Raw genomic sequence first — 15,496 nt, 5'->3', positions numbered from 1 at the left:
TTGCGTTTTTTTAGGCGCAGGAAGAGAACGGACACGGAAGATGGAAGAAAGAAAGGAAGGAAAACAGATGCAGGAACGGGAGGCGGCTGGGGTTCTCCGGGACACGGCGGCGATCCGCACACCATTTTATGTGGTGGATGAGACGCTTTTAAAGAAAAATCTGGAAATTTTGAAGGATACGGCAGAGCGGGCTGGATGCCGGATTCTGCTGGCACAGAAAGCATTTTCCATGTATTCGGTCTACCCGCTGATTCGCCAGTATCTGTCGGGAACCGCGGCGAGCGGGCTTTATGAGGCGCGACTTGGAAAAACGGAGTTTGGCGGGGAGACCCATGTGTTTTCTGCCGCCTACCGCCCGGATGAGTTTGATGAGATTTTAAATTATGCCGACCACATCGTTTTTAATACGCCGGGGCAGGTGCTGAAATATGGTGAAAAAGTAAAAAAAGCCGGAAAACAGGCGGGACTCCGGCTGAACCCGGAGTGTTCCACGCAGGAGGGTCACGCGATCTATGATCCGTGTGCGCCGGGATCCCGCATGGGGACGACTCTTTCGATGCTTTCGGAGGCGGGAAACTTTGAAGAAACTATCCTTCCGTATCTGAATGGATTTCATATGCATACGCTCTGCGAGCAGAATTCAGATGACCTGGAGACGACGCTGCGGGCAGCGGAGGAGAAGTTTGGAGCCTGGTTTTCAAAGGTAAAATGGCTGAACCTGGGCGGCGGACACCACATTACGAGAGAAGATTATGATCGGGAACGCCTGATCCGTTTGGTGTGCGGGCTGCGCGAAAAATATGGGGTGGAAGTATACCTGGAACCGGGCGAGGCAGTTGTCTTAAACGCGGGATTTCTTGTGACTTCCGTGCTGGAGACGATGGAAAACGGCATGCAGATTGCAATTCTGGATACCTCGGCGGCCTGTCATATGCCGGATGTGTTGGAAATGCCGTACCGTCCGCCGCTTATCGGAGCGGGAGAAGCGGGCGAAAAGCCGTATACGTTCCGCCTGGGCGGACCAACCTGTCTTTCGGGAGACTGCATCGGGGATTATTCGTTTGAAGCACCGCTAAAAGAGGGCGGGCGGCTGGTGTTTGGCGATATGGCACTCTATACGATGGTCAAAAATAATACCTTTAATGGAATGCCGCTTCCGTCGATCGTATACCGGCATGAAGATGGGACAGCGGAAGTGGTGCGGGCGTTTGGATATGAGAATTTTGTGGGACGGTTGTAAGCTTGGGGCGAATCGGGGATTGTATTTTTTTATTAAAAAGAGTAAAATGAAATGACTTGCAGAAAGATTACAAAGAATGTCTGCGAGGACAGCCGTTATACATTGTTACACAGTATGGGAATAACGGTTACACAAGTTTTAGAGAATAAAAGGATAGAGAGATAAAGTTATGATACAGGATATCGCACCACATCGCTATGACAATACATACCACATTCAGAAACCTGGAGCACAGGACTATGTCTTCTGCATCCAGAAAAGCCGGATTCTTCTGCGTGAGACCGTGGAGGAACATGTGCTTACTATCCCGCGCCGGGAGGAGATTGAGGAGGCAGTTCCGGAACTGATGGATCGGGCGGTTTATCTCTTTTCGGTTGATGAGAAGCCGTATTTTCTGGTCAGTGTGCCGGAGAAAGAAGCGGAAGAGATTCTGGCAAAGCTAAAAGAAGGTGCTGGTCAGATGCCTGTTTCGGACAAAAATAATATGGAAGCTGGGAAGATGGCTTCTGGTGCACTGGAAGGGGTAGAAAAAGAGCCGGAGCAGCTTTGCTATGCATGGAAAACGTCAACCGACATCCGTGCGATGGAGCCGATGCACCAGGCATTTGCAGCGATCACGGCGGTGCAGCTGTGGCGCTGGAGACAGAGCCGTCAGTTTTGCGGACGCTGTGGGGCAAAGACGCAGGACAGCAAGAACGAGCGGGCACTCGTCTGCCCGGTCTGCGGTCAGACGGAATATCCAAAGATCTCCCCGGCAGTCATCGTGGCGATCACGAACGGGAACAAACTTCTTATGTCGCGCTACCGCGTCAACCACAGTACCTACCGTGGGTATGCGCTGATCGCTGGATTTGTCGAGATCGGAGAGACATTTGAAGAGACCGTCCGCCGCGAAGTGATGGAGGAAGTCGGGCTGAAAGTTAAAAATATCCGCTATTTCAAGAGTCAGCCGTGGGCATTTACTGATACGGAGATGATCGGATTTTTTGCAGAACTGGATGGGGACGATAAGATCCGGCTGCAGGAGGACGAGCTTTCTGAGGCAGGCTGGTATACGCGTGAGGAGATCCCGGACGATGCACGCCTCATCAGTGTCGGAACCGAGATGAAGATGTATTTTAAATACGGTCCGGACTGGGAGAAAAAGTGGCAGGAACACCAGAAATGATGTGTTGATATATCGTTAATGTACACAGGTAGGCACTTTTGGAACCGAAAGTGCCGTAAGAAAACGTGGTGGCAGCAGGAATTTGCCGTATTTAAATGCAAAGCCACGGCAAATTCCGTTACTGGGCACGTATGCGTGAACAGTAATGATATAGCTCTGGGGAATGCTAGGCATTCCTTTTAATTAGTTGACAAACTGAGAATTGGTTGCTATCATTAAGGCTATACGAACAAGACAGAAGATCAAGGTGGGAAGATTGCATGAGCAGAATTGTGTTATCATTGCTGGTAGATAATACTGCCGGCGTTTTAAGCCGTGTGGCTGGACTTTTCAGCCGCCGCGGATATAATATCGAAAGTCTTACAGTTGGCGTGACCGCGGATCCGAGATACTCCCGTATGACGGTTGTATCGCTGGGCGATCATCAGGTTCTGGAGCAGATTCAGAAGCAGCTTGGAAAACTGGAAGATGTACACGACATCAAGGAACTGCGGGAAGGTCATTCCGTATATCGTGAGCTGATGCTCGTCAAGGTGAGGGCAAATGCGAACCAGCGGATGGCGATCAATGCGATTTCCGAGATTTTCCGTGCATCGATTGTCGATGTGGGAAAAGAATCTGTCACTGTTATGCTGACAGGCGACCAGTCCAAACAGGACGCGCTGATTAATCTTCTGGAAGATTATGAGATTCTGGAATTAGCCAGAACAGGTCTTACCGGTCTTTCCAGAGGTGCGGATGATATCCGCTATCTGCCATAGTACATCCGTCGATAGACTGGATACAAGGCATTCAACAGGTTTACAAAGTTTGGTCCAAAGACGCACAGAGAGGCGCCGGTCTATGCTTTATAATAAATTTATTTTATTTTTGTTAGATCCAAGGAGGAAATGAAAAATGGCAGCAAAGATTTACTATCAGGAAGATTGTAATTTATCCTTATTAGAAGGACAGAAGATTGCTATTATCGGTTACGGCAGCCAGGGTCATGCACATGCCCTGAACTTAAAAGAGTCCGGATGCGATGTTATCATCGGTCTTTACAAGGGCAGCAAGTCTTGGGCAAAAGCAGAGGCACAGGGATTTAAAGTATACACCGCAGCAGAGGCTGCAAAACAGGCTGATATCATCATGATCCTGATCAACGATGAGCTTCAGGCAGATATGTACAAGAAAGACATTGAGCCAAACCTGGAAGAGGGCAACATGCTTATGTTCGCTCATGGCTTTAACATCCACTTCGGATGCATCAAACCGCCGAAGAATGTCGATGTAACCATGATCGCTCCGAAGGCACCGGGTCACACTGTAAGAAGTGAGTATCAGGCTGGTAAGGGTACACCGTGTCTGGTAGCAGTAGAGCAGGATTATACAGGCAAGGCACTTGACCGTGCACTGGCTTATGGTCTTGGTATCGGCGGCGCTAGAGCAGGTCTTCTGGAGACTACATTCCGTACCGAGACTGAGACAGACCTCTTCGGTGAGCAGGCAGTTCTTTGCGGCGGTGTTTGTGCTCTGATGCAGGCTGGTTTCGAGACTCTGTGTGAGGCTGGTTATGACCCGAGAAATGCTTACTTCGAGTGTATCCACGAGATGAAGCTGATCGTAGACCTGATTTATCAGTCTGGTTTCGCTGGTATGAGATACTCCATCTCCAACACAGCTGAGTACGGCGATTATGTAACCGGACCGAAGATCGTTACCGCTGAGACAAAGAAAGCTATGAAGAAAATTCTGTCCGATATCCAGGACGGTACCTTTGCAAAAGAGTTCTTACTGGATATGTCCCCGGCAGGTCGTCAGGTACACTTCCAGGCTATGAGAAAGCTTGCTTCCGAGCATCCGTCTGAGAAAGTCGGCGCAGAGATCCGTAAGCTTTACAGCTGGAACAACGAGAACGATAAGCTGATCAACAACTAATCGTTTTTCGAATATAGGAAATCTTATACAGGGCTGCTGCAGGTTTGCAGCGGTCCTGTTTTTTTGTTTCATAGGAAATTCTTTGGAATGTTCGATTACACAAAAAAGGTACATTCTTTTTATATGAATGGGAAAGGAAACGCGGATGAAACGCTATGATGACGTAAATATAATCAAGGCATACGCCTGTCTGGCGGTTTTTGGAAGTCACTGGTTCGGTACATTCGGGAGCTGGGGCAGCAATAAGGTAAATGCGCTGATGGAAATAGGACCGCTTCCCCTGTTCCGCTATGGAACCTTCGGGGTTAGTCTTTTTTTGATGATCAGCGGAATGCTGATAGCTGATAAGGTATATTCCGGGCGGTTTACTTCGTGGAGCTTAGAGATCCTGCGCCGCTATCTGAAACTGACCTGCCCGCTGACGGTCACCTTTCTGCTGGCATATCTATTTTACCGGGGCGGTCTCTTCTACACGGTGCGGGTTGCGCCGCGTCTGGAAAATGAGTGGCTGAGCAACTTTTACAGCTATCTGCCAGGCGGTCTGAAGGCGATCCGCTATGCCTGGTTTGATACAATCTTCAAGGCGGATTCAACGTACTATGGTCCATCCTGGATGCTGACCTACACTTTCATGGGAAGTATTCTGACTCTTGTACTTTCATCCGCCCTCCGGGAAGTAGGAACCCGCCAGAAAATCCTGATTCTGGCAGGTGTCGCGGCAGTGCTGATCGGAATGAACAGCTTTTATATCTGCCTGCTTCTGGGAAATGGGATCTGTCTGCTGATGCGGGCAGTTGAAAAGTCCATGAAAGAAAGAGAGCGAAAAGAGAATCTGCTTAAAGATGGAGAAGAAAAATATGGCATTTTTGGTGCTGCCCTCTGGATTTTCAGCATCTGGTTCGTTCGAAAATCTTTCTGGATCGGAACCACATTGGGAGCGCATGGATTTCCAGGCGGACTCGGAACCATGGAATTCTATGGTCATGTTGCTGCATTCCTGATGATTTTAGGCTTCCGTCTCTTCTGGCTCGGCGGTCTGGAAACCTGGCTTCCGGAGACTCTCAAAAAAATCATTCTGTGGATCGGCGAGTATAGCATGGGAATCTTCCTGACGCACTGGCTTGTGATTGCCAGCTTTTCCTGTTGGTTTTACAGCATTTATTCCGAGGCGGGGGAGAAGCTGGCGATCGGGGTGAATCTGGTTCTGAGCTGTATTTTAATTGGAATTTGTTCGAAAGTGTATGTCTGGCTGGTAGATGGGAAAATATTTCCATGTGTGTGGAAATGTGCGAAGAATATTTTAAAATAAAATTGAAAAATAGGAACTAAACAGAAAAAGTCCGGCGTATGGAAGTTCGACCACCATGCGCCGGATCTTTTCCCTCCGTGTTGCTAATTATTTCATCATTCCGAACAAAACTGCACAAAATCATTCATCGTCCGCGTCATCGCCGACGGATGATAAGCAAATCCAATCGTCCGGTTTCGGATTGGCGTTTCCAGCGGGAGTTCGATCAGCGAACCATCCTTTAATTCTTCCTGCACAAACTCGCGGATCACACATCCGATTCCGAGCCCCGTTTTGGCAAATTCAATCAGAAGATCCATCGTCGTCGCCTCTAAAATCTGCTTTGGTTCAATTCCGTGCTCTGCAAAGTACGCATCAATGTGGGTGCGCGTCATATTGCTGCGGTCGAGCAACAGGATTGTCCCGGATTCGAACGGATCGACGTCGGCACCTTCGCGGATCCGAAGATTTTCTAGATACGACCGGGTACAGACAAATGTGTCCTCGATTCGCATGACTGGAAGAAACGAAAGGCTGCGGCGGTTTTTCGGCTCGGCGATCAGACCGATGTCGAGCTTCTGCTGTTCCAGCATCGAGATTGTGCGTGCAGTGTCCTGACTTTCAATCAAAATGCGGACGTGCGGGTACTGTGCAATAAATCCTTTTAAATAAGGAAGAAGAATATATTTGCACAGAGTGTTGCTAACGCCGATCTTGAGCTGTCCGATGTGGAGGTTCTGGATCTGTTTTAGCTCATTTTCACCGCGCTCCAGAGCTTCAAAGGCGGCTTCCACATGCTGAAATAAGACCTGTCCCTCTGCGGTCAGGGAGACGCCGCGGGAATTGCGGATAAAAAGTGCCATGCCGAGGCTTTCTTCCAGCTTGCTGATTGATTTGCTGATCGCGGGCTGGCTGATAAAAAGTTCCTTGGCGGCGCGGGAAATATTGCCGGCGCGTGCAACGGCGTAGAAAATACGGTACTGGGTTAAATGTTGTTCCATAATACTCCTTTATATCTATAAAGTTACTGTTCACGAGTAGGCACTTTCGGTTCCAAAAGTGCCTACTCGTGAACAGTGACACTATAACTTCGACTCATAGTATCTATTAATAATATATATTTGTATTATAACAGAACCGGTGCTATAATACAAACATAAAAAAGTAAAAGATGGCAGCGGCACCGTTGGAACAGAGTTTTTTCCTATAACAGTAAGGGCATCGGAGCCGTTACCAAGTATGTATATGCAGGAGGAAATAAATCATGGGAATGACAATGACACAGAAGATCCTGGCAGCGCACGCGGGTCTTGCAGAGGTAAAAGCAGGACAGTTGATCGAAGCAGATCTGGATCTGGTTCTTGGAAATGATATCACAACGCCGGTAGCGGTCAATGAGATGAAGAAGATGGACAACCAGACGGTATTCAATCATGACAAAATTGCGCTGGTTATGGATCATTTTATCCCGAATAAGGATATCAAGTCGGCGGAAAACTGCAAATGCTGTCGTGAATTTGCCTGTCGTCATGATATCACCAACTATTTTGACGTAGGAGAGATGGGAATCGAGCATGCACTCCTTCCGGAAAAAGGTCTGGTTGTAGCAGGTGATGCAGTCATCGGTGCGGATTCCCATACCTGTACATACGGCGCACTTGGCGCATTCTCTACAGGTGTCGGCAGTACCGATATGGCAGCTGGCATGGTAACCGGTAAGGCTTGGTTCAAGGTACCGTCCGCGATCAAGTTCAACCTGATCGGCAAACCGGCAAAATGGGTCAGTGGTAAAGATGTCATTCTTCACATTATCGGTATGATCGGCGTAGATGGCGCGCTGTACCGTTCCATGGAGTTTGTCGGCGAGGGCATCAAGAACCTTTCCATGGATGACCGTTTCACGATCTGCAACATGGCGATCGAGGCAGGCGGCAAGAACGGTATCTTTCCGGTTGATGAGAAGACCATCGAGTACTTAAAAGAGCATTCTAAACGTGATTTCAAGGTATATGAGGCAGATCCGGATGCAGAGTATGACGAAGAGTACACCATAGACTTATCCGAGTTAAAGCCGACCGTATCCTTCCCGCACCTTCCGGAGAATACGAGAACGATCGATGAGGTGGGTGACATTGCGATCGATCAGGTTGTCATTGGCTCCTGTACGAACGGACGTATCGAGGATATGCGTATCGCAGCTGAGATCTTAAAGGGCAGAAAAGTGAAAAAAGGTCTGCGCTGCATCGTGATTCCGGCGACACAGGCGATCTATTTACAGTCCATGAAAGAGGGACTTTTAGAGACCTTCATCGAGGCTGGTGCCGTTGTCAGCACTCCGACCTGCGGTCCGTGCCTGGGCGGTTATATGGGTATCCTGGCAGAAGGCGAGAGATGTGTATCCACGACCAACCGTAACTTCGTTGGACGTATGGGACACGTGGATTCTGAGATTTATCTGGCAAGCCCGGCAGTGGCAGCAGCCAGCGCCATTACCGGAAAAGTGAGCGGACCGGCGGAACTGGGACTGTAATAGGCATAAAAGTTTAGGAATAAGTAAAACGGATGTAACTGTTCAGTAGATCTGCGGGTGACTGTGAAGGTGCTGAACAGTTACAAACGGATATTACGGTTCGGGGAAGGGGTTCCTGCAATCGCAGGTGCCGTCTCGTGAATTGGAATAAAATAACAGGATAAATCGCAGGAGGATATAGAAATGAAAGCAAATGGACATGTATTTAAATATGGAGACAATGTAGATACAGACGTTATCATCCCGGCAAGATACTTAAACTCTCCGGATGGCAACGAGCTGGCAAAACATTGTATGGAAGATATTGATAAAGAGTTTGTAAATAAAGTACAGAAGGGTGATATCATCGTAGCAAATAAGAACTTTGGCTGCGGTTCTTCCCGCGAGCATGCGCCGCTGGCAATCAAATGTGCAGGAGTAAGCTGTGTTATTGCTGAGACGTTTGCACGTATTTTCTACCGCAACTCTATTAATATCGGTCTGCCGATCATCGAGTGCCCGGAGGCTGCAAAAGCAATCGCGGCTGGTGATGAGGTAGAGGTTGATTTTGACAGCGGTGTGATTACCGATAAAACCACCGGCCAGAGCTTCCAGGGGCAGGCGTTCCCGGAGTTCATGCAGAAGATCATCACAGCCGGTGGACTGGTAAACTATATCAACCAGAAATAAGAGGAGTGCACTAAATCTGTCTCCAGAAAGGGTTTAGCTTATGACAAAAACAAACGTAATGCGTCTTTTAGACGCGGCTGGAATCGATTATGAAGCAGGCGAGTATGAAGTAGATGAGGACGACTTATCCGGCAGCCATGCGGCGGATATGATGGGGATGGACCATGACACGATGTTCAAAACGCTCGTTTTAAAGGGCGATAAGAACGGCTATCTGGTCTGCTGTATCCCGGTCGATGAGGAGCTGGACCTGAAAAAGGTGGCAAAGGCTTCCAAGGACAAGAAAGTGGAGATGATCCATATGAAGGAACTTCTTCCGCTGACTGGCTATATGCGAGGTGGTTGTTCCCCGATCGGCATGAAAAAGAAGTTCCCTACTTATATAGAAGAAACAGCGCAGATTTTCGACAAAATCAGCATCAGCGCGGGTCAGAGAGGTGTTCAGGTCATTCTGAATCCGGAGGAACTTGCAAAATATGTGGATGCACAGTTTGTAGCGCTGATCTAGAGTGGTAAGGAGTCTGTCTGACACCTTTACAGATACCATAATTGTTCTATTACAGTTGACATAAAAAACAGGCGACTTGATTCGCCTGTTTTTTTGACGGGCAGAATTTAACAGAATTGTAAAAAAATGAAAATTTTATACCAGCCAAAGTTTATAAAAATTGGGAAGAAAAAGCAAAAAAGTTTATAAAATACTCACATAAATATTAAGGAAAAGTTAAATGAGAATGTGATTTGTCACAAAAATGTAAAAAAGACGTTGACTTTGAAGCCGGAAACCACATATAATGTCTCCCGTCACTTGAAGGAAGCGGCACAGGCAGAGAGGATCTGTCCTTAGCTGTCAGAAAAAATCAGACAGCCAAAGAAGATGCCGCAGATGTTAAATGGCAGTCAGACCGGTTTTGGGAGGACTGCACTGATAGAAAGAGGAGAGTGTATGCCAAGCATTGACACATTTCTTCAGACTGCTTATCAGTTTATAAAGGCATTATTTGTCCGTGTGACAAAAAGGATGTACCGGACCGCAGCCGTATTGATGACGGGGGCAGCGGTTGTGACGGTGATAGCATTTAATTCGGTCAGTTTTGGCGGCGTTGGCAAAAATGCAGCCTCGGCACACCGGGAATATCCGGATGATGTGGAACTGACAGAAATGCTGCAGTCAGAAGAAACGACAGAGACAGAGAGCTTATCAGAATTTACGATTCTCGCCTCCAACGAGGAGAGTCAGCATCTACTTGGACAGAGACTGGAGCAGGGGATTCAGGATGAACTTGCGAAGGAAGCTCTGGAAGTAGAGGTAATCGAACGAGAAGTACGAATGCAGACCCAGCAGGCGGCGCAGGAAGCAGAAGAACGGGAGCGCCGGGAACGCGCAGTCATCTCTTACAGCGATGAAGATTACAGTGTTCTGCAGAAAATTGTGCAGGCGGAGGCGGGTGTGTGTGACGACAGGGGAAAGATACTGGTTGCAAATGTAATCATCAACCGGGTGAAAAACAAGAAATTCCCGAACAGCGTTAAAGCCGTTGTGTACGAACCATCCCAGTTCTCACCGGTACTGGATGGAACGATCAACAGCTGTAAGGTAACGCAGCAGACAATTGACTGCGTCAACCGTGCACTGGAAGGCGAGGATTACTCGGGCGGCGCCCTGTACTTCATGAACCGCGGAATCTCTGCTTCCTCCAATGTACGCTGGTTCGATGGCAAGCTGACCTATGTCATGCAGCATGGTGGACATGAATTTTACAAATAAAGAGTGAAAAGCAGAAAAGAAAGATGGCTGGAGAAAAGTTGTCTTTCTTTTTGGCGTAAAATGTATTAGAATGGTCGTAAGCAATGAAAATGTAGTTTTTTCAAGCTGGTGTGCTGCGGAGTAATGCACTGCGGACTACAATAAGGAGAACGAACCATATGAACCATATCATACTATTTGACCTCGACGGAACCCTTACAGATCCGAAGGAAGGCATCACAAAGTCTGTCCAGTATGCGCTGCAGGCATACGGGATCGATGAGCCGGATCTGGATAAACTGTGTCCGTTTATCGGACCGCCGCTGTCGGACAGTTTTAAAGAATATTACGGATTCAGCGAAGCGCAGGCGCGCGAAGCGATCGGCCATTTCCACGAATATTTTACGAAACAGGGAATGTTTGAAAATAAAGTCTATCCGGGAATTCGGGAGATGCTGACACGTTTAAAGGATGCCGGTCTTACGCTGGCGGTGGCAACCTCAAAGCCGGAACCGTTTGCTATTCAGATTCTGGAGCATTTTGATCTGCTTTCCTACTTTACCTTGGTTGGCGGGGCGGATATGGAGGAGATCCGGGTCCGCAAAGGCGATGTGATTGCCTACACGCTGGACCGTCTGGGAACAACACCGGAGGAATCGAAGGTTATCATGGTGGGCGACCGGAAGCACGATATTATCGGGGCGCATGAAAATCAGCTCCCATGTGCGGCAGTGCTGTATGGATATGGTTCCCGGGAAGAATTTACGGAAAATGGGGAAGACTACCAGATTGAGACGGTGGAAGAGCTGGGAGATTTCCTGATGAAGTGGGGAGAAGTATAAAAGACAAAAAGAAGCTTCTTAAAAGAGATAGAGAGATGGATAACCTGAACAGTAACAACCTGACCGCATTATCAGAAAATGGAACTTGAAAAAACATCCGACTTGCGGTATAATAGCCGTATCAAAAGAGAATATTTGTAATTCCTGGGATGCTCGACAACTCTTGCTTTTTTTGAACCTACATTTTGACTAACGGGATTCCGATATTTTTAGATGGATGTCAGGCCTCCTCTCGAGTGGAAGACAGAAATCTAAGTGAGGTTGCCCACCTAGCAGCGCTAGGCGTCAATATGGTAAGAGCCGGCATTTTGGGGTTACAAAGGATAAAAGCAGCGAGCAATCGCTGCTTTCTCTGTAAAAGAAAGTGTGTAAAGAAAATGTAACATTTTCCAGAAGCACATTGTAAAATCAGAAAAGAGGAACGGATAAGAACATAAGTATGGAAAAAAGAGATTTCAAAGAATACATTTATATGGGTATGACGGCAGTTTCGGTGATTGCGGTCTGCATACTGCTCTGGTTCAGCATCCAACACTGGGATGTGGTGTCGGCGGGCACCCGCAAGGTTGTGAAAATCCTTGCGCCGATTCTCTGCGGTGCGGTGCTGACGTATCTGACCGCCCCGGCATATAACTGGGTAGCAGGGATCGTGGAAAAGACCCTTGGCTCTGTCACTAAGAATTCCAAATACGTCCGTGGTGCAGCCCGGATGCTTGCGACGGCAGCATGTCTGGGGCTGGTTATTGTGCTTGTGGTAGGGATGTTCCAGCTTATGATCCCGCAGCTGATCGAGAGTTTGATTGGCATTCAGGATTCATTTCCGCTGTATGTGCAGAATGTGTATGAATGGATTCAGCGTATTTTGAAAAATAATCCGGAGATCGAAAATATGGTTCTGAGCAGTTTTGAAAATAACCTGGCAGTTTTTCAGAACTGGGCGGAGAAATCGTTTACCAACATTGATATGCACCGGATTGGACAGATCGTGACAGGCCTTTCCAGCAGCGTGCTGGGTGTCCTGGAATTTATCAAAAACTGGCTGATCGGTCTGATCGTCATGGTGTATCTGCTAAATATCAAAGATACACTGGCAGCACAGGGAAAGAAGATTGTCTATGGCTGCCTGAATCTAAGACAGGCGAATCTGGTAATCGAGGAGCTCCGGTTTATCAATCAGATGTTCGGCGGCTTCATCATCGGCAAGCTGGTGGATTCCCTCATTATCGGTATTATCTGTTTCATCGGTGTGACGATCTTAAATATGCCGTTCCCGATGCTTTTGAGCGTCATTATCGGTGTGACGAATGTGATACCTTTTTTTGGACCGTTCATCGGTGCGATACCGGCAGCGTTCCTGGTATTCTTGGTCAGTCCGCTCCAGTGTGTGTATTTCCTCATCTGGATTCTGCTTCTGCAGCAGTTTGACGGCAATATTCTGGGACCGAAGATCCTGGGCAATTCGACAGGACTTTCGAGTTTCTGGGTACTGTTTTCGATTCTCTTCTTTGGCGGACTCTTTGGTTTCGTCGGCATGATTATCGCTGTACCGGCATTTGCGGTTATCTATGACTTGATCTCCCGCGCGGTGCACCGGTCACTGCGGCTTCGAAAATTGCCGATGGAGACAGACGAATACCGGAAGTTAGACCACATTGATGAGAAAACAGGAACGTTTATGGAGTTAAATAAAAAGTGACTGTGAATGAGAAAGGACAGTTAAAAAATAAAGGCGGCTGGAGAAATATGGAAAAGAAAACAGGCAGATCGCGAAAGGCAGTACAGCCTCTGAAACCTAAAAAGCTGGTTTACTGGGCAGTGGCGATTCCGGCTTTTCTGGCACTCCTGCTCTTTGCAATTGTATTTTTGGATCACTCGGATAATGATATTTCACGCGCCATGGCATCGAAAGCTATGGCGTTATCATTTGCAGACCGGGACGACATCGTTGCGTCGCAGGGAGAACACGGAAGCCATTTTGGAACGCCGGATCAGGATGAATGGTATGCCAAATATATTGACTATATGATTGAGGAAGGCTATCTGGAGCCGGGAGACGAGAAGATAAGTAAAAGCTACGCGATGGGCGCACTGACCTATGGCGAAGCGGCATATGCGGCGGATCGTGTTTCCAAAGGGCTTTCGAGCGCCCTGAATGTATCTAAAAATAAATATAAAAAGGCAATGCCGAAGGAAGAATGGTGGCTGTTTTATGAGTCATTCTTAAAAAAGGCAGATTCGGAAAACGCGGTCAAAAAACAGAAGCTGGTGCTTTATGGAACACCGAAAAATGTGAAGGAAGCAGCGGCATGGACGGCATATACGGATCAGGGAACGATGAATTTTGAGGGCGTGTCGCTGGATGCCTGCATCGATCGGAAGATCGAGGTCTATGAGCGTGATGGTTCGATCATCACGCTGTGCGGCGTACAGTCTGAAAAAGTTACATATAAGAATGTCTGGATCGTTCCGGGAGAATCGGGTGGGATGAATGTGTATATTGGCACGATCGTCCGGACATTTCCAGAGGAAGAAAAGCTCAAGGATCGTACCGATGGCGTGCTGGCGGATGTCGAGCTGGATAAGGGCAAGATCCGCAAGCTGTCGCTCAAGGAAGACATGATCGAAGGAAAGGTACTCTCGGTCAAGGATGATACGATCGAGATTGACGGGTACGGAACGCTGAAACTGGACGATGATTTTAAAGTGTATAAAACATATGGAGTCGTCAAGGAGCAGAAAAAGCGGGATGTGCTGGTCGGCTATGATCTGGGAAAATTTGTCGTGGCTGGCAAAAAGGTTTGCGCAGCACTCTTAAATCATGATTTTTCAGCGACGAACATCCGCGTGCTGATCATGAATGATGATTATTCCTCCTTGTTTCACACGAAAGTGGTACTCCAGTCGGACAGCACGATGCATGTGACCTGGGGCGAATCAGAGGAGACTTTGAGCCCGGGAACGAAATTGTCCGTGAGTCCTGGCGATGACCGTCTGAAAGAAGGGCGCATGACGATCACGCTGGAAGATCCGCAGAAGGAGATCCGCATCCTGAGCACCAAGCGGGCGCAGGGAACGCCGTCGTATTTCGGCAGCTTCGAGTTGAGCGAGGAGTCGGATGGGCTGCTTCTGATCAATGAGCTGGACGTCGAAGATTACCTGACACGCGTAGTGCCGAGCGAGATGCCATCCAATTATGAGCTGGAGGCGCTCAAGGCGCAGGCAGTTTGCGCACGGACGTATGCCTACCGGCAGATCAAGGCGAATGCCTACAGCCGTTACGGTGCACACGTTGATGACAGCACGAACTATCAGGTGTACAATAATACAGAGAGCAGTGAGCGGACGAATCTGGCAGTCAAGGAGACGGACGGGAAGATCGTATATTACAACGATACCCCGGCGGAGACGTATTATTTTTCAACTTCCTGCGGATATTCGACCGATGGAACGATCTGGGGCGCCAGCAAAGACGAGGTTCCGTATCTGAAAGGGATCGGTTTGACGGAAAAGAAGAAGATTCCGGATTTGACGGACAACGACACATTTCTCAAGTTTATCCAGGGACAGGGTGAGCAGAATTATGATTCCTCGTTCCCGATGTACCGCTGGAAAACAACGATCACGAATAAGAAGCTGCAGCAGAAGGTAGATACCATCGGCGAGATTCAGGGTATTTTTGTGACTTCCCGCGGTACGGGTGGTATCGCGCAGACGGTGCAGATCGTCGGAAGCGAGGGAACCAAGACACTGAAAGGTCAGAGTCAGATCCGGAGTGTCCTCGGCTCGGAATCACTCGTTTATAAGAAAAATGACGGAACCGAACTGACAGGATGGAGTACGCTACCGAGTGCCTTTTTCTCGGTGGATGAAACTGCCAGGGATGAGGAAAAAGACATCCGCACATTTACCATCTGGGGCGGAGGCTACGGTCACGGAGTCGGCATGAGCCAGAACGGCGCACAGGAGATGGCGCGCGAAGGCAAGAATTATGAAGAGATTCTGATGTTCTTTTATGATGGGGTTGAAATTCGGGATTGTGAGGAAGATTAGATTTAGAAGATGGCTGCGCTGAAAGGGCACGGTCAGGATTCC

The 15,496-nt window shown here is 48.2% G+C and carries 13 protein-coding genes and 1 other RNA gene; 13 read left to right on the top strand and 1 reads right to left on the bottom strand.

All coding sequences use genetic code 11. From position 1 onward, the window contains the following. Window positions 1-67: 67 nt before the first annotated feature. From nspC to DXC57_RS03115, 5 genes are all read left to right on the top strand, one after another. The gene (gene nspC / locus DXC57_RS03135; RefSeq protein WP_118651336.1) at window positions 68-1,240 is read left to right on the top strand and encodes a carboxynorspermidine decarboxylase; all 1,173 of its coding nucleotides are present in this window, start codon (window positions 68-70) and stop codon (window positions 1,238-1,240) included. A 169-nt stretch (window positions 1,241-1,409) separates the two neighbouring features. Further along, the gene (gene nudC, locus DXC57_RS03130; protein ID WP_118651106.1) at window positions 1,410-2,408 is read left to right on the top strand and encodes an NAD(+) diphosphatase; all 999 of its coding nucleotides are present in this window, start codon (window positions 1,410-1,412) and stop codon (window positions 2,406-2,408) included. Between the two features lie 260 nt (window positions 2,409-2,668). Continuing rightward, on the top strand, window positions 2,669-3,169 hold the full coding sequence (ilvN, locus tag DXC57_RS03125) for an acetolactate synthase small subunit (RefSeq protein WP_118651104.1): 501 nt from the start codon (window positions 2,669-2,671) through the stop codon (window positions 3,167-3,169). A gap of 136 nt (window positions 3,170-3,305) precedes the next feature. Next, entirely contained in the window at window positions 3,306-4,328 is a 1,023-nt protein-coding gene (gene ilvC, locus DXC57_RS03120) for a ketol-acid reductoisomerase (protein WP_118482033.1), read from the top strand. A 145-nt stretch (window positions 4,329-4,473) separates the two neighbouring features. Then, window positions 4,474-5,637 (top strand): acyltransferase family protein, encoded by a 1,164-nt coding sequence (locus DXC57_RS03115; RefSeq protein WP_182457191.1) that lies wholly within the window; start codon window positions 4,474-4,476, stop codon window positions 5,635-5,637. A 95-nt stretch (window positions 5,638-5,732) separates the two neighbouring features. Here DXC57_RS03115 and DXC57_RS03110 read toward each other — a convergent pair whose 3' ends face one another. Beyond that, complete coding sequence (locus DXC57_RS03110) at window positions 5,733-6,617, bottom strand: LysR family transcriptional regulator (RefSeq protein WP_118651100.1); 885 nt, start codon at window positions 6,615-6,617, stop codon at window positions 5,733-5,735. 263 nt (window positions 6,618-6,880) lie between these two features. On the opposite strand from DXC57_RS03110, the gene leuC reads away from it, so the two are divergent. From leuC to DXC57_RS03070, 8 genes are all read left to right on the top strand, one after another. Continuing rightward, the gene (gene leuC / locus DXC57_RS03105; protein ID WP_022359392.1) at window positions 6,881-8,146 is read left to right on the top strand and encodes a 3-isopropylmalate dehydratase large subunit; all 1,266 of its coding nucleotides are present in this window, start codon (window positions 6,881-6,883) and stop codon (window positions 8,144-8,146) included. Between the two features lie 183 nt (window positions 8,147-8,329). Beyond that, window positions 8,330-8,815 carry a 3-isopropylmalate dehydratase small subunit gene (gene leuD, locus DXC57_RS03100; RefSeq protein WP_022359393.1) on the top strand — a complete coding sequence of 162 codons (486 nt, stop codon included), beginning with the start codon at window positions 8,330-8,332 and terminating at the stop codon, window positions 8,813-8,815. A 40-nt stretch (window positions 8,816-8,855) separates the two neighbouring features. Further along, window positions 8,856-9,323: a Cys-tRNA(Pro) deacylase gene (gene ybaK, locus DXC57_RS03095; protein WP_117796452.1), complete on the top strand. Its 468-nt coding sequence runs from the start codon at window positions 8,856-8,858 to the stop codon at window positions 9,321-9,323. Window positions 9,324-9,761: 438 nt separating this feature from the next. After that, window positions 9,762-10,583: a cell wall hydrolase gene (locus DXC57_RS03090; protein WP_022359395.1), complete on the top strand. Its 822-nt coding sequence runs from the start codon at window positions 9,762-9,764 to the stop codon at window positions 10,581-10,583. A 158-nt stretch (window positions 10,584-10,741) separates the two neighbouring features. Continuing rightward, on the top strand, window positions 10,742-11,404 hold the full coding sequence (locus DXC57_RS03085) for an HAD family hydrolase (protein ID WP_118651098.1): 663 nt from the start codon (window positions 10,742-10,744) through the stop codon (window positions 11,402-11,404). A 138-nt stretch (window positions 11,405-11,542) separates the two neighbouring features. After that, window positions 11,543-11,723, top strand: a non-coding RNA gene (gene ssrS / locus DXC57_RS03080) — 6S RNA. A gap of 120 nt (window positions 11,724-11,843) precedes the next feature. Further along, window positions 11,844-13,100, top strand: a complete 1,257-nt coding sequence (locus DXC57_RS03075) for an AI-2E family transporter (protein ID WP_107000114.1) — start codon at window positions 11,844-11,846, stop codon at window positions 13,098-13,100. 47 nt (window positions 13,101-13,147) lie between these two features. Further along, window positions 13,148-15,454: a SpoIID/LytB domain-containing protein gene (locus DXC57_RS03070; protein WP_243101266.1), complete on the top strand. Its 2,307-nt coding sequence runs from the start codon at window positions 13,148-13,150 to the stop codon at window positions 15,452-15,454. Window positions 15,455-15,496 lie beyond the last annotated feature (42 nt).

Source organism: Clostridium sp. TF06-15AC, assembly GCF_003481165.1.
Taxonomy (GTDB): Bacteria; Bacillota; Clostridia; order Lachnospirales; family Lachnospiraceae; genus Otoolea; species Otoolea fessa.
This window is presented reverse-complemented; position numbering and strand designations above follow the sequence as displayed.

Coding starts and splice junctions, on each gene's coding strand:
- nspC (WP_118651336.1), top strand. CDS start 68: ATGCAGGAACGGGAGGCGGCTGGGGTTCTCCGGGACACGGCGGCGATC.
- nudC (WP_118651106.1), top strand. CDS start 1,410: ATGATACAGGATATCGCACCACATCGCTATGACAATACATACCACATT.
- ilvN (WP_118651104.1), top strand. CDS start 2,669: ATGAGCAGAATTGTGTTATCATTGCTGGTAGATAATACTGCCGGCGTT.
- ilvC (WP_118482033.1), top strand. CDS start 3,306: ATGGCAGCAAAGATTTACTATCAGGAAGATTGTAATTTATCCTTATTA.
- DXC57_RS03115 (WP_182457191.1), top strand. CDS start 4,474: ATGAAACGCTATGATGACGTAAATATAATCAAGGCATACGCCTGTCTG.
- DXC57_RS03110 (WP_118651100.1), bottom strand. CDS start 6,617: ATGGAACAACATTTAACCCAGTACCGTATTTTCTACGCCGTTGCACGC.
- leuC (WP_022359392.1), top strand. CDS start 6,881: ATGGGAATGACAATGACACAGAAGATCCTGGCAGCGCACGCGGGTCTT.
- leuD (WP_022359393.1), top strand. CDS start 8,330: ATGAAAGCAAATGGACATGTATTTAAATATGGAGACAATGTAGATACA.
- ybaK (WP_117796452.1), top strand. CDS start 8,856: ATGACAAAAACAAACGTAATGCGTCTTTTAGACGCGGCTGGAATCGAT.
- DXC57_RS03090 (WP_022359395.1), top strand. CDS start 9,762: ATGCCAAGCATTGACACATTTCTTCAGACTGCTTATCAGTTTATAAAG.
- DXC57_RS03085 (WP_118651098.1), top strand. CDS start 10,742: ATGAACCATATCATACTATTTGACCTCGACGGAACCCTTACAGATCCG.
- DXC57_RS03075 (WP_107000114.1), top strand. CDS start 11,844: ATGGAAAAAAGAGATTTCAAAGAATACATTTATATGGGTATGACGGCA.
- DXC57_RS03070 (WP_243101266.1), top strand. CDS start 13,148: ATGGAAAAGAAAACAGGCAGATCGCGAAAGGCAGTACAGCCTCTGAAA.